19 protein-coding genes are annotated in these 22,126 nt (G+C 66.1%); 9 read left to right on the top strand and 10 right to left on the bottom strand.

Annotated features, from left to right (window positions below; translation table 11 throughout):
- The first annotated feature begins 73 nt into the window (after window positions 1-73).
- The 3 genes from OKW37_RS29035 to OKW37_RS29025 all read left to right on the top strand — a co-directional run bounded on the left by OKW37_RS29035 (window position 74) and on the right by OKW37_RS29025 (window position 3,173).
- Window positions 74-922, top strand: coding sequence for a PadR family transcriptional regulator (locus OKW37_RS29035; protein ID WP_429402981.1), 849 nt, complete (start codon window positions 74-76; stop codon window positions 920-922).
- A 64-nt stretch (window positions 923-986) separates the two neighbouring features.
- Window positions 987-1,823 carry a siderophore-interacting protein gene (locus OKW37_RS29030; RefSeq protein ID WP_429402980.1) on the top strand — a complete coding sequence of 279 codons (837 nt, stop codon included), beginning with the start codon at window positions 987-989 and terminating at the stop codon, window positions 1,821-1,823.
- A 66-nt stretch (window positions 1,824-1,889) separates the two neighbouring features.
- Window positions 1,890-3,173: an MFS transporter gene (locus OKW37_RS29025; protein WP_429353401.1), complete on the top strand. Its 1,284-nt coding sequence runs from the start codon at window positions 1,890-1,892 to the stop codon at window positions 3,171-3,173.
- Window positions 3,174-3,221: 48 nt separating this feature from the next.
- Here the strand turns inward: OKW37_RS29025 and OKW37_RS29020 are convergent, their stop codons facing one another.
- The 10 genes from OKW37_RS29020 to OKW37_RS28975 all read right to left on the bottom strand — a co-directional run bounded on the left by OKW37_RS29020 (window position 3,222) and on the right by OKW37_RS28975 (window position 15,692).
- Window positions 3,222-4,316, bottom strand: a complete 1,095-nt coding sequence (locus tag OKW37_RS29020; protein ID WP_184066111.1) for an AI-2E family transporter — start codon at window positions 4,314-4,316, stop codon at window positions 3,222-3,224.
- A 248-nt stretch (window positions 4,317-4,564) separates the two neighbouring features.
- Entirely contained in the window at window positions 4,565-4,747 is a 183-nt protein-coding gene (locus tag OKW37_RS29015) for a CsbD family protein (protein ID WP_184066114.1), read from the bottom strand.
- Between the two features lie 179 nt (window positions 4,748-4,926).
- Entirely contained in the window at window positions 4,927-6,204 is a 1,278-nt protein-coding gene (locus OKW37_RS29010) for a hypothetical protein (RefSeq protein ID WP_429402978.1), read from the bottom strand.
- Entirely contained in the window at window positions 6,204-7,847 is a 1,644-nt protein-coding gene (locus tag OKW37_RS29005) for a hypothetical protein (protein ID WP_429402977.1), read from the bottom strand. Before OKW37_RS29005 ends, OKW37_RS29010 begins: the two co-directional genes overlap by 1 nt.
- Before the next feature lie 300 nt (window positions 7,848-8,147).
- A complete protein-coding gene (locus tag OKW37_RS29000) occupies window positions 8,148-9,311 on the bottom strand; it encodes an enoyl-CoA hydratase/isomerase family protein (protein ID WP_429402976.1) in 1,164 nt (387 codons plus the stop codon).
- Window positions 9,308-10,108 (bottom strand): enoyl-CoA hydratase, encoded by an 801-nt coding sequence (locus OKW37_RS28995; RefSeq protein ID WP_429402975.1) that lies wholly within the window; start codon window positions 10,106-10,108, stop codon window positions 9,308-9,310. The genes OKW37_RS29000 and OKW37_RS28995 overlap by 4 nt, the downstream gene beginning before the upstream one ends.
- A complete protein-coding gene (gene mmsB, locus OKW37_RS28990; protein ID WP_429402973.1) occupies window positions 10,105-11,022 on the bottom strand; it encodes a 3-hydroxyisobutyrate dehydrogenase in 918 nt (305 codons plus the stop codon). The genes OKW37_RS28995 and mmsB overlap by 4 nt, the downstream gene beginning before the upstream one ends.
- A 31-nt stretch (window positions 11,023-11,053) precedes the next feature.
- Window positions 11,054-12,595 carry a CoA-acylating methylmalonate-semialdehyde dehydrogenase gene (locus OKW37_RS28985; RefSeq protein ID WP_429402972.1) on the bottom strand — a complete coding sequence of 514 codons (1,542 nt, stop codon included), beginning with the start codon at window positions 12,593-12,595 and terminating at the stop codon, window positions 11,054-11,056.
- A 117-nt stretch (window positions 12,596-12,712) separates the two neighbouring features.
- Window positions 12,713-14,404: an AMP-binding protein gene (locus tag OKW37_RS28980; protein WP_429402971.1), complete on the bottom strand. Its 1,692-nt coding sequence runs from the start codon at window positions 14,402-14,404 to the stop codon at window positions 12,713-12,715.
- 154 nt (window positions 14,405-14,558) lie between these two features.
- Window positions 14,559-15,692, bottom strand: a complete 1,134-nt coding sequence (locus tag OKW37_RS28975) for an acyl-CoA dehydrogenase family protein (protein WP_429404305.1) — start codon at window positions 15,690-15,692, stop codon at window positions 14,559-14,561.
- Window positions 15,693-15,915: 223 nt separating this feature from the next.
- Between OKW37_RS28975 and OKW37_RS28970 the strand changes: the two genes are divergently transcribed.
- The 6 genes from OKW37_RS28970 to OKW37_RS28945 all read left to right on the top strand — a co-directional run bounded on the left by OKW37_RS28970 (window position 15,916) and on the right by OKW37_RS28945 (window position 22,025).
- Window positions 15,916-16,962, top strand: a complete 1,047-nt coding sequence (locus OKW37_RS28970; RefSeq protein WP_429402970.1) for an AraC family transcriptional regulator ligand-binding domain-containing protein — start codon at window positions 15,916-15,918, stop codon at window positions 16,960-16,962.
- A gap of 85 nt (window positions 16,963-17,047) precedes the next feature.
- Window positions 17,048-18,676: an NfeD family protein gene (locus OKW37_RS28965; protein WP_429402969.1), complete on the top strand. Its 1,629-nt coding sequence runs from the start codon at window positions 17,048-17,050 to the stop codon at window positions 18,674-18,676.
- Complete coding sequence (locus OKW37_RS28960) at window positions 18,673-19,443, top strand: slipin family protein (RefSeq protein ID WP_184031463.1); 771 nt, start codon at window positions 18,673-18,675, stop codon at window positions 19,441-19,443. The genes OKW37_RS28965 and OKW37_RS28960 overlap by 4 nt, the downstream gene beginning before the upstream one ends.
- A 214-nt stretch (window positions 19,444-19,657) precedes the next feature.
- Window positions 19,658-19,924, top strand: a complete 267-nt coding sequence (locus OKW37_RS28955) for a DUF4148 domain-containing protein (protein ID WP_184054530.1) — start codon at window positions 19,658-19,660, stop codon at window positions 19,922-19,924.
- 139 nt (window positions 19,925-20,063) lie between these two features.
- Window positions 20,064-20,558: a YaiI/YqxD family protein gene (locus OKW37_RS28950; protein ID WP_429402968.1), complete on the top strand. Its 495-nt coding sequence runs from the start codon at window positions 20,064-20,066 to the stop codon at window positions 20,556-20,558.
- 165 nt (window positions 20,559-20,723) lie between these two features.
- The gene (locus OKW37_RS28945) at window positions 20,724-22,025 is read left to right on the top strand and encodes an NCS2 family permease (RefSeq protein WP_090806536.1); all 1,302 of its coding nucleotides are present in this window, start codon (window positions 20,724-20,726) and stop codon (window positions 22,023-22,025) included.
- Window positions 22,026-22,126 lie beyond the last annotated feature (101 nt).

The raw sequence follows: 22,126 nt of genomic DNA, 5'->3' as shown, positions 1-22,126 counted from the left end.
AAAAGAGTTTGACAGACAATCTTAAGATATATATCTTAAGATGCATCTTACGACACTCATAGGAGAGTCCCAGATGCGTCATCCTCATCATTTTTCCGGTCCGCGCGGCGCGCGCGACCGTTTTCATGCCGGTTTCCGCCTTCCGTCGCCGCAGGCGAGCGAAGTCGCCGACCTGGGCGCCTCCGAAGCATGCGCTTCCTCCGGCGCCCGCCACCACTACCTGCTGCACGTTTTGCGTCACGCCTTTGGCCGCCATCACGAATGGCGCTTCGGCGGCCGTGGCTCGCGCTTCGGCGGTGGTTTCGGTGGTCCGGGCGCATACGGTGGTTTCGGCGGCGGCCCCGGCGGCTTCGGCGGCGACGGCGATGGTTTCCCGCGTGGCCGTAAATTCAGCTCCGACGATCTGCAACTGCTGCTGCTATCGCTGATCGAAGCGCAACCGAGTCACGGCTACGAGTTGATCAAGGCGCTCGAAACGCGCTCGAACGGCTTCTACAGCCCGAGCCCCGGCATGGTCTATCCAGCGCTGACCTATCTCGAAGAACTCGGCTACGTCACCGTGCAGCTCGAAGGCAACCGCAAGCGCTATGAGCTGGCGGATGCGGGCCGCGAATATCTGGCCGCGAACCGCGAGCGCGTCGAGCTGATGCTCGCGCGACTCTCGCATATCGCACGCAAGATGGATTCGGTGCGCCGCGCGTTTGCCGGCGAGGAGCCGGCCGACGTCAGCGAAGGCGGCTGGGTGCCCGAGCTGAATGAAGCGCGCCGCACGCTGAAGAACGCGCTGCTGCGCCGCGACAACGCGCCGGCCGACGAACAGCGCCGCATCGCAGCGATCCTGATGCGCGCGGCCAAAGAAATCGAAGGCGGCAACCGTGGCGACATCGCAAAGCCCGGCAACGACAGCGAGCCGACCGCCTGACAACACGCGCCCGTCCACGAGGCGACCCGCGCGTCCTCCCGAACCGAACTGGAGCATCGCCCACATGCAAGAGCAACCCACTCGCCCTGATCTCGCCGTGCATCGCGTACGGCATCCGTTGAAGTTTCGTCTGCTGCAGGTCAAGCAGGTGCGCGCGCTGACGCCGCACCTGATTCGCGTGACCGTCACCGGCGCCGATCTGGACGACTTCGTCTCAGCCTCGTTCGACGATCACATCAAGGTCTTCTTCCCCGACCCCGGCGCCGACAAACCTACGCTGCCGCAAGCCGGCCCCGACGGCCCGGTGTTCCCGGAAGGCAAGCGGCCGACCGCGCGCGATTTCACGCCGCGCCGTTTCGATCGCGACGCCCGCGAGCTCGACATCGAGTTCGCGATGCACGACGCGGGCCCCGCGGCGACGTGGGCCGCGCAGGCGCAGGCGGGCCAGTATCTGGGCGTCGGCGGCCCGCGCGGTTCGCTGGTGATTCCGACCGGCTTCGACTGGCATCTGCTGATCGGCGACGACACCGCGCTGCCCGCGATTGCGCGCCGTCTCGAAGAGTTGCCGGCCGGCACGCGCGTCGCCGCGGTGATCGAGGTCGCCGATCCGTCGGCGCGCATCGAGTTCACGACGCAGGCCGAGCTGCACCTCGTCTGGTGCTATCGCAGCGAAGCCGACACGCAAAACGGCGCGCGCAGCGAAGCGCTGTTGCACGCGGTGCGCGATACCTGGCTGCCGGTGAACGGTGAAGGCTATGTGTGGGCCGCCGGCGAAGCGGCGACGATCCGCGCGGTGCGTCAGCATCTATGCGGCGAGCGCGGCGTCGACAAAAAGCGGATTCGCGCGGCCAGCTACTGGAAACAGGGCGCGGTCGCGGTCCACGAAACGATCGACGACTGAGCTTCTGCTCGCGTGGCGCGCGGCATTAGCGGCGTACTTCGAACAACGACAAAAGGAAATCAACCGATGTACTCAATCACTGCACGGCACGAGCGTCGTTTGTTGTGGCTGCTCGCGCTCACGCAGTTCACGATCATCATGGACTTCATGGTGATGATGCCGCTCGGCCCGCAGATCATGAGCGCGTTCCAGATCGCGCCGGCCGCGTTCGCGACGGCCGTATCCGCGTATTCGTGGTGCTCCGGGCTGTCGGGCCTGTTCGCGGCGACCTATATCGACCGCTTCGACCGGCGCCGTCTGCTGCTCACCATTTACGCGCTGTTCGCGCTGTCGAACCTCGCGTGCGCGCTCGCGTCGACGTTCGCGCTGCTGCTCGCCGCGCGCGCGTTCGCGGGCATCACCGGCGGCGTGCTCGGCTCCGTGATCATGGCGATCGTCGGCGACGTGATCCCGCTGCAACGGCGCGGCGCCGCGACCGGCACGATCATGACCGCGTTCTCGCTCGCGGCGATCGCCGGCGTGCCGGCCGGCGTGATGCTCGGCGCGCAGTTCGGCTGGGCGGCGCCGTTCTTCCTGCTGGTCGCGTTGTCGCTGCTGGTGTGGTTCGCGGCCTCGCAACAGGTGCCGTCGCTGGCCGCGCATCTGAGCCGCCGGCAGCCGCCGCTCGCGGAAGTACTGCCCGAGCTGTGGCGCCTGCTGAGCAACCGAAGCCATCTGAACGCGTTCGCGCTGACGTTCATGATGATGATCGCGCACATGCTGGTGATCCCGTTCATTGCGCCGATGCTGGTCGCCAATCACGGCGTCGCGCCGCGACAGCTGTCGTGGCTGTACATGGCCGGCGGCGCGGCGACCTTCTTCACGTCGCGCCTCGTCGGCAGATTCGCCGACCGCTTCGGCACGCAGCGCGTGTTCCGCTGCGCGGCGCTGCTGTCGTTCGTGCCGGTGCTGTTCATCACGCATCTGCCGAACCTGCCGTTCTACGCGCTCGTGCTGTTCTTCCCGTGCTTCCTCGTGTTGATGAACGGCCGCATGGTGCCGATGCAGGCACTGCTGACCACGGTCCCCGAGCCCGCGCGACGCGGTGCGTTCCTGAGCGCGAACAGCGCGCTGCAGGCGCTCGGCACCGGCACTGGCGCGTGGCTCGGCGGCTTGATGCTGAGCACGTCGGCTGATGGCCGCATCGCCGGGTATGGAACCGTCGGCTGGGCGGCGGTGGCGGTCGCATGCGCGGCGGTGCTGTGGGTCTCGCGCGTGAAGGGCGTGCCGCGCGAAGTGGCGGCGGCCAGCGCCGCTGGCGCGACGATGCCTCGCGCCGGCATCGAAGCTCACATCGCTGGAGAAGGTTAGCGATGCCAGGCAGCGCGCGGTGTCGCTGCGCCAACTGCGAGCCGCGCGCTACGCCTCGTCGTCGGTGCTGCCCGTCAGCGCGCGCCGCGCGGCCTCGCCCTGCCCGTGCGACGCCGAGTAAAACACGCGCGCCCGGCCGATCACGATTTTCAGCGTCGCGATGACGGGCACCGCGAGAAAAATCCCAGCGACGCCGCCAAGCTGATCGCCCGCGAGCAGTCCGACGATCACCAGAAACGGACTGACCTCGACGCCTTCGCTCATCAAATACGGATTGAGCACGTAGTCCTGGAACAGCCGGTACAGCCCGATAAAAATCACGAGCCACAACAGGTGCGGATAGCCACTGAACACGGCGACCACGAGCGTGATCGCGACCGCGGCAAGCGGCCCCGCGAACGGCACGAATTCGAGCAGCCCGGCGCTGACCGCGAGCAGAAACGCGTACGGCACGCCGAGCAGCGAGAACACGACGCCGTAGCTAAATAGCGTGGCGAGCGACAGAAACAGCAGCGCGCGCACGTACTTCGACAGCAGCACGTTCAGATCGTCGACGATCTCGTTCCACAGCACGCGATGCCGGCTGTTCAGCAACGCCAGAAACGCGTCGCGCATCCGTTCGCCGTCCTTGATCAGCAGGAAGCTCAGGATCGGAATCAGCACCAGGTAGATCAGGTTGCTCGCCGCGTGGACGACGCCGAGCCCGAGGCTGCGCGCCAACGGCACGGCGTTGTCCGAGCCGGTCTCGATCTGGCTGCGCACGAAATCGACGATCCGCTCGCGCAGCGGTTCGAGAAAATGCGGAAGCGGAAAACGGTTCGGCACATCGGTGCGCAGCAGCGCGGGCAGTTGCGTGAAGAGGCGCGTCGCCTGATCCTGCAATTCCACGCCGAACAGTGAGCCAACCACCGCGAGCAGCGCGACCACGACGATGAACACGACCGCGATCGACACGACGCGCGGCATGCGGCGCGGCCTCACGCGTTCGACCAGCACCACCATCGGGTAGATCAGATAGCTGAAAAACACCGCGAACACGACGACGAGCACCGTCGTCGACGCGATATAGATGAGGAAAAATAGCAGCGCGAGCAGAGACGCGGTCCAGACTTTCCTGGCCGCGCCGACGTCGAATCCCAGCATGAAGCGTCCTCGAATGGGCGATGCGGCGCCGGCGCGACGAGTGCGCCGGCTGACTCTGGACCGTAACAGAAATTTACACGTTCCGTGTGTCGAACGCCGCGCCGCGAGGGCGCGACGCGGCGAGCACCGGCAGCTTGCGAGGCGCTACGCACGCGGTGCGTCATTGCACGGCTTGCGTGCCTGACCTGATGCGCCCGAAACCGGGGGGCGGGATAAATGAAGCTGCGGGTACGTGAAGTTTCGGCTCGCTAACTCTTCACACGCTCTGGTACCTGTTCGGTTTCTTCGCCGATTCTCGCCTGTATCCTGCCGGCTATTTTTTCGGCCGCTCCTTCGGCCTGTTTCGCGCGATTGCCGGTGACCTTGCCAATCGCTTCCTTGACCGAGCCCTTGAGCTCCTTCGCTGTACCTTCTACACGATTCCTGTCCATGGTGCCTTCCTGCTAGGTTTGACTGTGGAGTTGCCTGCTGGTGTTGCAACGAAACAGCCAACGTACGGCGCGACGCGCCTCGTTATGGCGCGGATCGCTTCGCCAGAGGCGATCCGCGTCGGAGCAACCATAAAATTCCTAGCATCCGGCGTTCCCGATACCCAGTGCGCCGCGCATCGTCACCTCACCGTGACGGTGTCCTTCGCGGCGTCGTTGGCGGCATCCTTGCCGTGAGCCGGATCAGGATGATCATCTTTCGCGCCATGAAAGATATGCTTGAAAAGTTCCTTGTTCTTTGCGCCATTCAAGAGGTTTCGCAGCGCGGCTTCCTCATCGGCCGGCTTGAACGAAAGCACTCTCTTGCGGTAGCGCTCCCTGCGTTCATCGAGCATGTAACTCGCCGGTAGCGGCAGTTCGCGGCTGCCCACGTCGAGATCGATGCCTTCGAAGGTCAGCAGCCCCGCATCGTGATTGATGAAGCACGCGGGAGGCTTGGTCCGGTCGATCACGTAGACGCACTGCTTCTGCAGATTGCCGGCGTCGGGCAGCTTGCCGCGGAAGATCTTGTCACGCAGGAACGTGCACATCTCTTCCCAGCACTCCTCGGTGGATTTTCCCGCCGCGCAGGACCGCAAAATTTCGGTCTTCAGAATGGCCTCTGGCACGGCATAGTAAATCGGATAACCGGCCCTCAGGTAAAGTTGCAGTTGCAACACTTCGTAACAGCGGCCCAACGCATGGATCGACGGCACGAGCAAAGACCGTTCATCCGACTCGTCGCCTTCGGTGGGTCCGGTCGCCGTCTGACTGCGGATCGACGGATGTTCCGGCAGCCCGGAATTCTCCGGTTCCGGCTGTCCGCCGCCCCACAGGATCAGATCGCGAAACAGGATCATCGGCAGGAACGAATGGACGATCAGATCCGTCGACGCCCTGCGTTTGGCGCGCTCGTTCGCGTCGGCTTCCACCGGCAGCGTCGGATGCCACTTGCGCGACGAGCGCACGATATCGCCGATCGCCTTCGCCACGCAGATGCCGTTCGGTAGCCCGCCCCCCTCCTCGTCGGCCCAGGTCTGCACCAGGTCCCACGGCTCGCCAATCGGCACGCCGAGAAAGTAAAGACCGAGCGACACCGCCGTCAGCAACTCGACGTAGAACTGATTCGCCTGATATGGCGCCGCAGGAATGCCCCGCATCAACTGCGAATCGGCGAGCAGCTTCTTGCCCGATCCGACCTTGCACAGCGCGCCGGCGCAGTGCTTGAGCCGGTCGACGAGACCGCGCACGTCGCGACCGGCAAGCGGCGACTGCCCGCCGACCAGATGGTGTCTGACCATCAGCGAGATCGGCGTCGTGAAGTTCGAGCGGTCCGTGGTTTTCGTCGGCACCACGATGGACATCACCAGGTCGCTGATGATCTCGAGGTCGGCCAGCATCGCATCGATGGAAGTAGTCATCACTCGACCTCCGCTGCTATCTCTTCGATCGACGGATCGTATTGGCCGTCGATGGCCGCCGTCTGCCCCGGCTCGGACGTGGCGATGATCGCCACGGCATCCCGGATCAATCCCTTGCAGCGCGCGGCCAACACTCGCTTGCGAATTCCCGATGGCGCGTCTCCTTCGTTCGCCCATTCCTTGAATCCGAGTCTTTCGAGTACGTGATCCTCGTTCTGTCCGAAGGTGGCCGCGCCGTCCGCGGGTATGGCCTGATGGGCATCGGTCAGGCAGGTGCAGATGTACTCCTCGACGGTCGGGCCACGCGCCGCCAGCGTTTGAATTTCACGCTTGGCCCAGCGGGCGAGCGATACCGAGATCTCATCCATGTCGTGCGTCAGGTTGCGCACCTTGACGTCCTTGCCGCGATCGTCGCCGAGAATCTGATAGACGGTCCGGTCGACCACATGCAGCCACAGCGAAGTCTGCGCAATGCGGATCTTGTGTTCGCACACGACGTCTTTCGAGTCGGCCTCGAGCGCGCGCCGTACGTGCCACAGCACGACGTAATGCCATACGAGTCCAATGAACTTGCCGAAGAAGAGTGCCTTGTCCTGCATCGAGCCGTCGTCGAACTCGGGATATTCGAGAGGCGTCACCAGCGTCATCTTCGTGCGCGCGCCTTCCTTCAAGGTCCGATAGAGCGTCGCCGCGGGGCTGCTGCGATAGCCGTCCCAGGACTCGCGCGCCCACCATTGCTTGTCGATATCGAAGAAACGATAGATTGAAAAAATGCCTTTTTCAGACTCCTGAACGTTCGCCGCGCCGCCGTGAGCCTGGTGCGCCGCGCCGGGCTGCAAGCGCTTCCTCTCCTCTGCGCGGGACTGGTCGTGGTTCGGGTCGCGATAGGCGTCGTAGATCACGCGAAGACCATAGCGGGTTCCCATCGCGTTATCGATGCTGGCCACCTTGTCGCTGAGCTCCTTGCGGATGGTCTCGAGCACCGCTTCCTGCTCGTCGACGAGCTTGCGTTGCTGCTCGAGCGCGCAATAGTGCTCCGCGGCCACGTAAATGGCGGCGAGCGCCAATGCGAGTACGACCGCATCGGTATAGCCCTCCCATATCTCTCCGCCGAACAGCAATACCGCGGGGACGTAGCAGAACACCGGAATGCACCAGCGCGACGCGAACCAGCTTCGCAGGATGCCGACTACACCCTTCGAGCGGGAGTCGACGTCGGGAGCGGCCTCGCCTTCCTCGTCCGCGATACGCTTCTTCTGCTCGAACTCGCGTTCCGCGATGGTCCGCGCCCGTTCTTCTTCTCCACGGCAAATGTGGACATAAAACACGAGGAACGTGAAGGCCGTGACCAGCAACGCAAGCAGCCAGCTCTCGCCCATGCTGGTTGCGCGATCCGCGTCGCTGACTTCCTTCATCACCGCGGCGATCTTTTTAACGCACTCGATGCCGGGAGGAAAGCAATCCGCATCCGGCACGCGATGCGAAAAGGTCACCACCCAGTAGATACCGCTGCCCACCAGAACCGCAATGCCGCCTAGCGCGGTGAGGGCGAGCTTTTTTGCATGAGGGCCCTGCTCGAGGTGGGAAGCGGGTTTGTCGCCGAAGGGTTTGGAGCGGCGATTCTCATCTGACGGCTTTTCCATACGCATTGCCTCCTGATCGATCAAGAGCACGGAAATGCGGGAAGCGGTGACGTATAAACGCACCGTAGGTCGGACGAGCGCCGTGATGAGGGCTGCGAGCAGGCTTTGCCGGTCGGGACGGGGCTGAACTATCTATCTAAGATTGCGCCCGGAAAGATGTCAATTGGCGCGCGTAGTCTGTGTCCGCCAGACCACAATTGGCACCGGCGGCTGGTGGGCGGGACATGCCAAGCAGACCTAAGGGCGGGCGCGGGTGCGCCGGGCCGCGCGCCCCACGCGGCATGCGATACGCCGCGCAAGTCAGTCGCCATGCTCCGCGCCCAGCGCCGCCAGTGGATGCGCGTCGCCATGCCACGGCGAACTCAGGAAATGCCGCACGCGCTCGGGTTGCACATCGGCGAGCGTCGCCGGTGACCAGCGCGGCCGACGGTCCTTGTCGATCAGTTGCGCGCGCACGCCCTCGCGGAAATCGCCTTCCTCGATCGAGCGCTTCACGATGCCGAGCTCCATCCGGAAGCAATCGGCAAGCGTCATCTGCCGGCCGCGCAGCAGCGCTTCGCGCGTCACGTGCAGCATCGTCGGCGAATGGGCGGTCAGTGCGTCGTAGGTCGCTTGCAGCCATTGCCGCACCTCGCGCGGCGGTTCGCGTTCGAGATCCTGACGCAGTGTCGCGACGATGCGCTCGACGCCCGAACGCCGGTCGAAGTGGCGCAGGATCAGTTGCGTCAGCGCGCCGAGCGGTGCGTGCGGCACGATATTGCACGGCGGCTCGAACACGGCGCGCAGCGCGTCGATGCGCTCGCCGTCGTGCGACATGCGCTGCAAACGTTCCTCGAAGCTCGCGAGCCAGTCGGCCGGCACGCACAGGTCGGCCAGTTGCAGGCGCATCGCGTCGGCGCCCGCTAGCGTCGCGCCGGTCAGCCCGACATACAGCGCAAGCTCGGCCGGCATCACGCTCAGAAAGCGGCTCGCGCCGACGTCGGGCACGAAGCCGATGCGAGTCTCCGGCATCGCGATGCGGCTGCGTTCGGTCACGATGCGCAGCCGCGCCGCTTGGCCGAGGCCCATGCCGCCCCCCATCGCGATGCCGTCGAGCAGCGCGACCACCGGCTTCGGAAACGTGTGCAACGCGTAATCGAGCCGGTATTCGTCGACGAAAAACGCGAGCCAGCGTGGGTCGCCCTGCGTCGCGAGCCGATGTACCTCGCGCACGTCGCCACCCGCGCAAAAGCCCTTGTCGCCAGCGCCCTTCAGCACCAGCGCGACGATCCCGGCATCGGTGCGGCAATGCTCGACCAGCACCGCGAGTTCGCGCACCATCGCGTGCGACAGCGCATTGAGCGCGGCAGGCCGGTTCAGCGTGATGATCGCCACGCGGTTGACAACGCGAAACAGCACGTCGGGTTCGGCTTGCGGGTTCGTCGCGGCGCGCATTTCGACCGCAAAGCCGTGCAAAGTGCTCATCGCTGCGTCTCCCGCGATGCACGGCTCGTCTGCCAGCGCGGCGCGCGTTTTTCGAGGAACGCGTTGACGCCCTCGCGCTGATCGGCACAATCGAACAGATCGACGAAGCGCTCGCGTTCTAGCGCGAGCGCGGCGGCGCGCGGCACGCCATGCCGCGCCTGATGGATCAGCTCCTTGCTGAAGCTGACCGCCTGCGGGCTCAAACCGGTGACGCGCTGCGCCATGTTCAATGCGGCTTCACGCGCGGCGCCGCGCTCCACCACTTCTTCGACGAGACCGATGCCGAGCGCGGTCGCCGCATCGACGCGCTCGCCGGTCAGCATCATCCGCTTGGCCCAGCCTTCGCCGACGAGCCACGGCAGCGTCTGCGTGCCGCAGCCGCATGGCAGCAGACCGACCGCCGTCTCGGGGAGCGCCAGCACCGCATGCTGCTCGGCGATGCGGATATCGCAGGCGAGCGCGCATTCGAGACCGCCGCCCATCGCAAAGCCGTTGAGCGCCGCGATGACGACGGGCCGCGCGTTCTGCAGCGATTCGAAGGCTGCGCCGAAACGCGCGGCCGCGGTGCGCGCGACTTCGCGATCGCCGTCGGCGAACGTGTTCAGATCGGCGCCCGCGCTGAAAAACTTCGGACCGTCGCCGGTGATCACGAGCGCGCGCACGCGCGCATCGGCGTTCAACTGCTCGACGGTGCGTTGCAATTGCAGCAGACCTTCGGGCGTGAAAGCGTTCGCGGGGGGCCGTTTCAACGTGATCAAAGCAACGGCGCCGTCATGTGCGTAATCGAGCTCGATCATTGCGTGCCTCCCTGGCCGGTACCGCCGCGCTCACGCGAGCGATACAGCTTGATCACCGCCGAAAAGTCCAGGCGCCCCGCGCCGTTCGCGCTCATCGTTTGATAAAGCTGCTGCGCGAGCGCGCCGAGATAGACCGGTTGACGCACGCCGCGCGCGGCATCGGTGGCGAGGCCGAGGTCTTTCAGCATCAGGTCGGTGCCGAAGCCGCCGGTATAGCCGCGCGAGGACGGCGCGGTCTCGATCACGCCCGGCATCGGGTTATACGTGTCCGAACTCCAGCAGCGCCCGGTCGACGTATTGATGATGCTACCGAGCACCTTCGTGTCGATACCGAGCGCCTCGCCGAGCGACATCGCCTCGGCGACGCCCGCCATCGAGATGCCGAGCACGAGGTTGTTGCAGATCTTCGCGACCTGGCCCGTGCCGGTGTCGCCGCAATGCACGATGTTTTTTCCCATCGCCGACAGCACTGGCTTGACCTGCTCGTACGCGCTCGCACTGCCGCCGACCATGAAGGTCAGCGTGCCCGCCGCCGCGCCGCCGGTGCCGCCCGAGACCGGTGCGTCGACGAAGCAGTTGCCATGAGCCGCGGCGAGTTCGACAAACGCTTTCACGCTGGCGGGATCGATCGTGCTCGAATCAATGATCGGCACGCCCGGCGCGATGCCGGCGAGGATGCCATCGTCCGCGACGAGCACGCTGCGCACGTGAGCCGCGGCGGGCAGCATCGTGATCACGCATTCGACGTAGCTCGCGGCGGCTTGCGGTGAGCGGGCCGGCTGCGCGCCCGCGTCGACGAGCGTGCGCACAGCTTCCGCACTAAGGTCGAACACGTTGAGCGCGTGGCCCGCCTTCAGCAGGTTCAGCGCCATCGGCGCGCCCATATTGCCGAGTCCGATAAAGCCTATTTTCATGGTGTCGTCTCCGGGTGTGCCCTCAGTGCCTTCAACGCAGGCGGATCGTCGTGTTGACGCCATCGTTGACGGTGTCGTCGTCGAACCAGCGCGCGGTGACCGTCTTGGTCTGCGTGTAAAACTGCACGACCTGCTTGCCGTAGGGACCGAGATCGCCAAGCTTCGAGCCGCGCGAACCGGTGAAGCTGAAAAACGGCACTGGCACCGGAATAGGAATGTTGATGCCGACCTGGCCGATATCGATCTCGCTCTGGAACTTGCGCGCCGCCGCGCCGCTTTGCGTAAAGAGGCCGACGCCGTTGCCGAACGGGTTGGCGTTGACGAGCGCGATAGCATCGTCGAGCGTCGCGACGTTCAGCACCGCGAGCACCGGCCCGAAGATTTCGGTGCGGTAGATTTCCATGTCGGCCGTCACGTCGGTGAACACCGTCGGGCCGATGAAGTTGCCCTGCTCGTAGCCGTGCACGTTCACATCGCGGCCGTCGAGCACGAGCGTCGCGCCCTCTTTCACGCCAGCGTCGATCAGACCGAGAATGCGCTGCTTCGCGGCGCGCGACACGACCGGCCCGACATCGGTGCCCGGCTCGTGACCCGCGTTGACCTTCAGCGTCTTCGCCTTCGCGACGAGATCGGGCAGCCACTCGCGCGCGGCACCGACCAGCACCGCCACCGAACTCGCCATGCAGCGCTGACCGGCGGCGCCGAACGCGGCGCCGGCGAGCGCGTTGAGGGTCTGTTCGCGATTCGCGTCGGGCAGCACGACCGCGTGGTTCTTCGCGCCCATCATCGACTGCACTCGCTTGCCGTGTTCGCTGCCGAGGCGATACACGTGCGTGCCGACCGCCGTCGAGCCGACGAACGAAATCGCCTTCACCAGTTCATGCGTGCACAGCGCATCGACGACTTCCTTGCCGCCGTGCACGACGTTCAGCACGCCCTTCGGCACGCCGGCTTGGAGCGCGAGTTCGACGAGCTGCATCGTCGACAGCGGGTCCTGCTCGGATGGCTTCAGCACGAAGGTATTGCCGCACACGAGCGCCATCGGGAACATCCACAGCGGGATCATCGCGGGGAAATTGAACGGCGTGATGCCGACGCATACGCCGAGCGGCTGGCGCAGCGTGTAAGTGTCCACACCACCGGCGACGTTCTCGGCGAACTCCCCCTGCTGCAACGTGCCGATCGAACACGCGTGCTCGACGACTTCCAGACCGCGGAAGATGTCGCCCTCGGCATCGGGAATCGTCTTGCCCTGCTCGGCCGACAGCGTCTTCGCGATGCGCGGCATATGCTCGCGAATCAGCGCCTGGTACTTCAGCATGATGCGCATGCGCGCGCCGATCGGCGTGTCCTTCCACGTTTTGAACGCGGCGTGCGCGCTGCGCACCGCCGCGTCGACTTCCGCGACGGTCGCGAACGGCACGCGCGCGAGGACCGCCTGCGTGGCCGGGTTCACGATGTCGCGCCACTCGGTCGTCTTCGATTCGACGAACTCGCCGTTGATCAGCAGTTTGACGGTGGCCACGGCGCCGGCAACGTCGCGGCCGGTCTCGTTCGAAGCAAGGGTGCTCATGCTGAAACTCCTGTGATTTAGAAAACAGTGCCCCGACGCGTCGAATCCGAAGCTCGAATTCAACACGTGCGATTCAAAACGGGGCGGCAAACCAGCAATGGCGAGGAATAAAGACAGTCACCGCAAGTCGGGAAAATCCTCTTCCCAATACTCGTCCGGCAGACGCGCGGGCTCGGCCGCGCGCTCCATTTCGCGGCGCCGCAATTCGACGCGGCGGATCTTGCCGGAGATCGTCTTCGGCAGTTCGCTGAATTGCAGACGGCGAATCCGTTTGTACGGCGCGAGTTTTTCACGCGAGAACGCGAACACCGCGCGCGCGAGTTCGGGACCGGCTTCGTAGCCGTGACGCACGGTGACGAACGCCTTCGGCACCGACAGACGCAACGCGTCCGCGCTCGGCACCACGGCCGCCTCGCCGATCGCCTCGTGTTCGATCAGCACGCTTTCGAGTTCGAACGGACTCAGGCGATAGTCGGACGACTTGAACACGTCGTCCGAGCGGCCGACGTACACGTAGTAGCCGTCGTCGCGACGCAGCGCGACATCCGACGTGCGATAGAGGCCGTTGCGCATCGACTGCGCGGTCGCGTTGGCGTTGTTCGCATAACCCGTCATCAGGCCGAGCGGCCGTTCGGCAAGCGGCAGCGCGATTTCGCCTTCGCCGACCGGTTGATCGTCGGCGTCGAGCAGCTCGACCCGGTAGCCCGGCAACGGACGCCCCATCGAGCCGGCCACGACCGGCTGGCCCGGCGAATTGCCGATCTGGCAGGTCGTTTCGGTCTGGCCGTAGCCATCGCGAATCGTAATGCCCCACGCGTGCTTGACGCGCTCGATGACCTCCGGATTCAGCGGCTCGCCGGCGCCGACGATTTCGCGCAGCTTCACCGGATAGTCGCCGAGCGGCTCCTGCACGAGCATGCGCCAGACAGTCGGCGGCGCGCACAGCGTGGTGACGTTGAAGCGCACGAGCGCGGCGAGTGTGTCTTTCGGCACGAAGCGCGGGACGTTGAACACGAACACGCAGGCCTGCGCGTTCCACGGCGCGAAGAAGCAGCTCCACGCATGCTTGGCCCAGCCCGGCGAGCTGATGTTCCAATGGATGTCGCCGGGTTGCAGGCCGATCCAGTACATCGTCGACAGATGCCCGACCGGATAGCTCTGGTGCGTATGCTCGACCAGCTTCGGCTTCGAGGTGGTGCCGGACGTGAAGTACAGCAACAGCGGATCGCTGGCGTGGGTGACGCCGTCCGGCGTGAAATGCGGCGAAGCCTCGTACGCGGCGGCAACATCGATCCAGCCGTCGCGCGGCGCACCGACCGACAAGCGGGTGAGCGGCACGTCGAGCGCATCGAATTTGCCCAGCTCCGCGCTGTCGACCACGACGAACTTCGCGCCGCCGATCTGCACGCGCTCGCGCACGTCCTCGGCGGATAGCTGCGTCGTGGCGGGCAGCACGATCGCGCCGAGCTTCATCGCGGCGAGCATGACGTCCCATAGCTCGACACGGTTCGGCAGCATCAGCAGCACACGGTCGCCGCGGCCGACGCCCGCGCCGCGCAGAAAGTTCGCCATCCGCGACGAGCGCTCCGACATCTGCGCGTACGACAGACGCAGGCCGTCGCTGGAAGGATCGTCGACGATCCACAGCGCGGGGTTGTCGTTGTCATGCGCGATCGCGTCGAAGTAGTCGAGCGCCCAGTTGAACTCGCCGAGCGCGGGCCACGCGAATTCGCGGTACGCGCGCTCGTAGTCGGTGAGATGGCGCACTAGCAGATCGCGCGCGTCGAGAAAGGCTTTCGCTGCTGTCATCGTCGTCTCCTGTCGACCAGAGTTAGCGCTTTAGCGCTTACTCCGGTCCCATGCAACGTAGTTGCGAGTGGCGCGGGGCGCGCTCGGTTTTTTTTCGCCGCGGTGATCCAGGCGAGCATCCACGGCCAGGCTATTGTGCGCTCAAACGCCGCCCTCAAACATGGCGCGCGATCACCATCCGCTGCACTTCGCTCGTCCCTTCATAAATCTGCGTGATCCGTGCATCCCGGTAGTGGCGCTCGACCGCATAGTCCTCCAGATAGCCGTAGCCGCCATGAATCTGGATCGCGTTCGAACAGATCTCCTCCGCAAGCTCCGACGCAAAAAGCTTCGCCTGCGACGCCTCCGACAGACACGGCCGCCCCGCCGAGCGCAGCCGTGCCGCGTGATGTACGAGCAGGCGCGCGGCATTCAGGCGGGTCGCCATGTCGGCAAGCATGTTCGCGATCGTCTGGTGATCTTTCAGCGGCTTGCCGAACTGTTCGCGCTCGTTCGCGTAGCGGCGCGCGGCGTCGAACGCGGCGCGCGCAATGCCGACTGCCTGCGCGGCGATGCCGATGCGTCCGCCTTCGAGATTCGACAGCGCGATGCGCAGACCCTCGCCCGGCTCGCCGAGCAGATTGGCATCGGGCACCGCGCACTGATCGAGCGAGATCGGACAGGTGTCGGACGCGCGAATGCCGAGCTTGTGCTCCGGCCGGCCGACGTCGAAACCCGGCGTCGAGGTCGGCACGATGAAGGCGGACAGGCCGCGCTTACCGCGCTCGGGATCGGTGACCGCGAACACGATCGCGACACCGGCGCGCGCGCCGTTGGTCACGAACTGCTTGCTGCCGTTCAGAATCCACTGCCCGTCGCGCCGCTGCGCGCGGGTGCGCAGATTGTTCGCCTCCGAGCCCGCCTGCGGCTCGGTCAGGCAGAACGCGCCGATCGTCCGGCCGATGGCGAGCTCGCGCAGATAGCGGTCTTTCTGCGCGGCGCTGCCGAAGTTCAGGATCGGCGCGCAGCCGACCGAGTTGTGCACGCTCATCAGCGTCGCGCAGGCGGCGCAACCGGCCGCGATCTCTTCGAGCGCGAGCGCATAGGCGACGTAATCGGTGTAAGAGCCGCCCCACTCGGCCGGCACCATCATGCCCAGAAAGCCGAGTTCGCCCAGCTGCGCGACGACCTCGGCCGGCAGTTGCGCGTCGCGATCCCATTGCGCCGCGTGCGGCGCGAGGCATTCGGTCGCGAAGTCGCGCGCGGCGTCGCGGATCATCCGTTGTTCGTCGGTGTAGAAGCTGTCCATGACTGCGTCCTCGTTGGTGCTGACGGCCGTGCTGGCGATCGCGGTGATGCGGCAAGTGTAGGCAAGCGGCCCGCGCCGTTCGATGCTCGCTCCGCTCATTCTTGCTGAGCGCTTTTGCCATACTGCTACCATTGCACGTGCATTGAGCCTCCGCCATTTCAGGGGCTTCATGAACAACGACCCAGCCCATGCTGAGCGCTTTTGCCAGAAAAGCCGAATCCCGATGAAAAGCGACAAAGGCACGATCTCCGTCAGTCTCGTCGAGGAAACGCTCGCGCTCGCGACGGCGCACGGCCTCGACGCGCGAGCGCTCGCCGAAGCGGCCGGCATTGCCGCGGCGATGCTCGCGTCGCCGAAAAGCCGCGTATCGTCGGCGCAATACGGCGCGCTGTGGGCCGGCATCGCACGCGCGCTCGACGACGAATTCTTCGGCCAGGACTCGCATCCGATGAAAAGCGGCAGCTTCATCGCGATGACGCAGACGGCGCTGGGCGCGCGCAACGGCGCGCAGGCGCTTGCGCGCGCGGTCGGCTTCATGCGGCTCGTGCTCGACGATCTCGGCGCGACGATCGACACCGACGCGCAGCGCGTGCGCCTGAAGTTCGTCGAGCGCGCGGGCACGCGCAAGCCGGCGATGTTCGCTTACGCGACGTATTTCATCCTCGTGTACGGGCTCGTGTGCTGGCTCGTCGGCCGGCGCATTCCGTTGCTCGAAGCGCGCTTTCGCTGCGCCGCGCCGCCGGCCGCGCACGAATACCGGCTGATGTTCTGCGAAGAGATGTATTTCGACGAGCCGGAGTCGTCCGTCGATCTCGACCCTGCGTTTCTGGAACTGCCGGTGATCCAGACTTCGCGCTCGGCGCGGCCGTTTCTGCGCGATGCGCCGGGCAGCTTCATCGTCAAGTACCGCAATCCGGGTTCGCTCGCCGCGCGCGTGCGCAAGACGCTGCGCGCGCTGCCGATGTCGGGCTGGCCCGCGGCCGATCAGATGGCCGCGCGCCTGCACGTCGCCGAGGCGACGATGCGGCGGCACCTGAAGCAGGAGGGCCACACGTATCAGTCGATCAAGGACGCGCTGCGGCGCGACATCGCGATCGCCGAACTGCAGCGCACGCAGCGCACCATCGCCGATATCGCCAACGCCGTCGGCTTCGCGGAGCCGAGCGCGTTTCATCGCGCGTTCCGCAAATGGACCGGCATGCGCCCGACCGACTACCGGCCGGCCCGGGCCGCGGGGCTCGATCTCACGCGACGCGCCGAATCGGACTAAGCTTTAAGCGGCAACAGGCCAGCCTTGATCGAGGGTAGGGGCCCGCGCCGCCGGTTCGCACCGGCTGGCGCGACGGCCGTCAGCGATGAACACGACTCCGCGTCTCCCGCTCCGGCAGTTCGGTCCGCGCAGGCCGCTTATCCGCGGCGGCATCGTGGGCCGTTTGATGCGCGGCATCGCCGTGCTCGGCGTGCTATGCGCGTTTGGCTTCGCGACGCGCGAAGCGCTGGCGCCGCTGCAAGCGGCCAATGCGGCGAGCGCGGCGAACGTCGCCACCGCGACCGCCAACAGCGTCGTCGTGATTCCGGTGAATGGCGCGATCGGACCTGCCACCGCCGATTTCATCGTGCGTGGTTTGCAGCGCGCGGCCAGCCAGCGCGCACAGCTCGCGGTCCTGCAACTCGATACGCCCGGCGGCCTCGATACGTCGATGCGGCAGATCATCAAGGCGATCCTCGCCTCGCCGGTGCCGGTCGCGACCTTCATCGCGCCGAGCGGCGCGCGCGCGGCCAGCGCCGGCACCTACATCGTCTATGCGAGCCACATCGCGGCGATGGCGCCGGGCACCAACCTCGGCGCCGCGACGCCGATCCAGATGGGCATCGGCGGCAACGAGCCGCCCGCCGGCGGACCGCCGGTAACGCCAGCCACCCCAGGCACGCCGGGGCTGCCGGACATGCGCACGCCGCCTGGCGGCGCGTCCGCGCCTGCGCCTGCGTCACCCGGCGCATCATCCGAAGCCGCCAGCGCACTGCCGCTCGACACCCAATCGACCGAACTGCGCAAGCAGGTTCACGATGCCGCCGCCTACATCCGCGGCCTCGCGCAGATGCGCGGCCGCAACGCCGAGTGGGCCGAGCGCGCGGTCCGCGAAGCGGTGAGCCTGTCCGATGAGGAAGCGCTCGCGCAGCACGTCGTCGATATCGTCGCTCGCGACGTGCCGGACCTGCTGCGCCAGCTGGACGGCCGCACGTACGTCACGAGCGCGGGCAGCGTCACGCTGCACACCGCGCATGCGCCGCTGATCACGCTCGAACCCGACTGGCGCAGCCGCTTTCTCGCCGTGATCACCGATCCGAGCGTCGCGCTGATTCTGCTGATGCTCGGCATGTATGGCCTGTTCTTCGAATTCGCCAATCCGGGCTTCGTGCTGCCCGGCGTGGTCGGCGCAATCAGCCTGCTGCTCGGCCTGTTCGCGATGCAGATGCTGCCCATCAGCTACGTCGGGCTCGGGCTGATCTTTCTCGGCATCGCCTTCCTGATCGGCGAAGCGTTCCTGCCGACCTTCGGCTCGCTCGGCTTCGGCGGCGTGGTCGCGTTCGTGGTCGGCGCAACGATGCTGATGGATACCGACGTGCCCGGCTACGGCATCCCGCTGCCGCTGATCGCCGCGGTCGTCGTGTTCAGCGTCGCATTCGTGCTCGGCGTGTCGCGGCTCGCGCTGCGCGCGCGGCGGCGGCCGGTCGTGACGGGCTCGGAGGCGCTGATCGGCTGCGTCGGCGTGGTGCTGGACGGCGGCTTGCTGCCCGAACCCGAACACGCGGCGGGCGGCCCGCTGGCCGGCTGGGCGCGCGTGCACGGCGAGCGCTGGCGCGTCTCGAGCGCCACGCCGGCCGCGCCGGGTCAGAGCGTGCGCGTGACGGCGCGCAACGGCCTCACACTGACCGTGGTGCCCGTCACGTCGGTCGACGCCTTACAAGGAGAACGCTCATGATCGGCTTCACATTCGGCTTCGGCAGCATCCTGATCCTGCTCGTGGTCGCGCTGATTGCGTCGTCGGTGCGGATTTTTCGCGAGTACGAACGCGGCGTCGTGTTCATGCTCGGCCGCTTCTGGAAGGTCAAGGGGCCCGGGCTCGTATTGATCATTCCGATCGTGCAGCAGGCGGTGCGCATGGATTTGCGCACCATCGTGTTCGACGTGCCGACGCAAGACGTGATCACGCGCGACAACGTGTCGGTCAAGGTCAACGCGGTCGTGTATTTCCGCGTCGTCGATCCGGAGAAGGCGGTGATCCAGGTCGCGCGCTACTTCGAGGCGACCAGCCAGCTGGCGCAGACGACGCTGCGCGCGGTGCTCGGCAAGCACGACCTCGACCAGCTGCTGTCGGAGCGCGAGCAGCTGAACACCGATATCCAGAAAGTGCTCGACTCGCAAACCGACGCGTGGGGCATCAAGGTATCGATCGTCGAGATCAAGCACGTCGATATCAATGAAACGATGATCCGCGCGATTGCGCGTCAGGCCGAAGCCGAGCGCGAACGGCGCGCGAAGGTGATTCACGCGGAAGGCGAGTTGCAGGCATCGAAGCAATTGCTGGAGGCGGCCCAGACGCTCGCGCGGCAACCGCAGGCGATGCAGTTGCGCTATCTGCAGACGCTGGTGACGATCGCCGCCGACAAGAACTCGACGATCGTGTTTCCCCTGCCGATCGACCTCGTGAGTGCGGGGCTGGAACGCTTCAACAAGCCATCGGCGTGATAGGACGATATTTGTCAGGACATCCATTCGGCGCGGATTAGCGTCGACGTTTCGGCATACCCGCCCGCTTGCGCGTTGCTTGCGCTGAGGTGGCGAACGAGGCTCGCGGCGGGTTCGATTTGCCGGCAGAAGTGGTGCGTTGCTTGTACTGCCTTACCCGGCGCGCCGAAAAACCACCAGGTCCGGCTGTTTTTCCGCTCCGCAGGAGCCCGTCATGAAACTGTCTTCCCGCATTGGACTCGGCGCGCTGTTGGCCGCCGTGGGTATCAGCACCGTCTACGCGCAAGCGGTGACGCAGCCCGCCGACCCGTCGGCGCCGAAAACGCGCGCCCAGGTCCGCGCTGACCTCGCGGAATGGCTCGCCGCCGGCTACGACCCGTTGGACTGGATCGACTATCCGGAGAACGCGCAGCGCGCGGGCCGCATCGTCGCGCAACACCGCGAGCAGCAGCAAGGCAACGCCCCGACGGCCGTGCAGTAAGCGGTCGCGGCTTGCGTAATCGCAGCCTGCATGCCGCTCGCCGCGAGCGGCATGGCACGGCTTGCGTCGCGCCAAGGTATCATCCGGTCCCGCCATCCCCCACGCAGCAAACCAGCCGCACACAGCCGGAACCCGCACCATGCCAATCTGGGTCGATGCCGACGCCTGCCCGGCCGTCGTCAAGGACATACTGTATCGCGCGGCGCGCCGGACCGGCATGCCGCTGACGCTGGTCGCCAATTCGTTCCTGCGCGTGCCGCCGTCGCCGCTGATCCGCGCGATTCAGGTGCCGGCCGGCTTCGACGCCGCCGATCAGTTGATCGTCGAGCGCGTCGTCGCGGGCGACCTCGTGATCACCGCCGACATCCCGCTCGCCGCCGCCGTGCTGGCAAAAAAGGCCCACGCGCTCGATCCGCGCGGCAACTGGTACACGCCCGGCACGATCGAAGAACGGCTGCGCATGCGCTCGATGCTCGACCAGTTGCGCTCGAGCGGCGTCGACACGGGCGGGCCGGCCGCCTTCAGCGCGCGCGATGGCAAGACGTTTGCTGGCGAACTCGATCGCTGGCTCGCGCGTCAGGCGCCTCGCGGTGATGCGCAGGCGCCACAGTCGCACGGCAAACCGCCCGCCTGACGGGCCCGGGCGGCCTGCTGGCGCCGCCGCAGGCGCCGGGGCGCTGCCATTCGTGATTACAATTCCGCCGTAACGCCGCCGCGCGGCCTGCCTTGCCGCGCCGCGCTGTCACCGCCTCGATGACAAAAACACTGTCTGAACGACGAAAGAGAGGAAACCCGCCACATGGACTCGATCAAACGCTACTTCGGCTTCGACGCCGTCGACACCAACCTGCGCACCGAAGTGCTAGCCGGCGTGACCACTTTCCTGACGATGGCCTACATCATCTTCGTGAACCCGGCGATTCTCGGCGACGCCGGCATGCCGAAGAGCGCGGTGTTCGTCGCGACCTGCCTCGTGGCCGCGCTCGCGTCGCTGATCATGGGTCTGTACGCGAACTACCCGATCGCGCTCGCGCCCGGCATGGGCCTGAACGCGTACTTCGCATACACGGTCGTCAAGGGCATGGGCTACACGTGGCAGGCCGCGCTCGGCGCGGTGTTCATCTCCGGGTGCCTGTTCCTGATCGTCACGCTGTTCCGCGTGCGCGAGGTGATCGTCAAGGGCATTCCGCATTCGATCCGCATCGCGATCACCGGCGGCATCGGTCTCTTTCTCGCGATCATTTCGCTGAAGTCGGCCGGCGTAGTGGTCGGCAATCCGGCCACGCTCGTCACGCTCGGCAATCTGCATGACCCGCACGTCGTGCTCGCGGCGGTCGGCTTCTTCGGCATCGTCACGCTGGATCATATGCGTGTGCGCGGTTCGATCCTGATCGGTATCGTCGGCGTGACGATCCTGAGCTTTTTCTTTGGCGGCAACCAGTTTCACGGCATCGTGTCCGCGCCGCCCTCGATCGCGCCGACGCTGTTCCAGCTCGATATCCGCAGCGCGCTGTCGAGCGGCGTGCTGAACGTGGTGCTGGTGTTCTTCCTCGTCGAGCTGTTCGATGCGACCGGCACGCTGATGGGCGTCGCGAACCGCGCGGGGCTGCTGGTGGAAGGCAAGATGCATCGGCTGAACCGCGCGCTGCTCGCGGACAGCACCGCGATTCTCGCCGGCTCGATGCTCGGTACTTCGTCGACGACGGCGTATATCGAAAGCGCATCGGGCGTGCAGGCCGGCGGCCGTACCGGCATGACCGCGATCACGGTCGCCGTGCTGTTCGTCGCGGCGCTGTTTTTCGCGCCGCTCGCCGAAGTGGTGCCGCCGTATGCGACCGCGCCCGCGCTGCTGTACGTGTCGTGCCTGATGCTGCGCGAACTGGTCGACCTGCCGTGGGACGACGCGACCGAAGTCGTGCCGGCCGCGCTGACCGCGCTGCTGATGCCGTTCACCTACTCGATCGCGAACGGCGTCGCATTCGGCTTCATCTCGTACGCGGGACTCAAGCTGCTGACGGGCCAGGCGCGCCAGGTGAAGCTGGTCGTGTGGATCATCGCGGCGATTTTCCTGTTCCGGTATTTCTATCTCGGCAGCGAATGAGGAGGTTGCGCGGCCGGGGGGTCGAATGTGTCGTCGGGTTCGGGGACCGTTTATCATCCGATGTTTCGAATGATGATCGACCGGGTCGCGACCGACCGGGT

The sequence above is a fragment of the Paraburkholderia sp. MM5482-R2 genome (assembly GCF_050436125.1).
GTDB classification, from domain to species: domain Bacteria; phylum Pseudomonadota; class Gammaproteobacteria; order Burkholderiales; family Burkholderiaceae; genus Paraburkholderia; species Paraburkholderia tuberum.
This window is presented reverse-complemented; position numbering and strand designations above follow the sequence as displayed.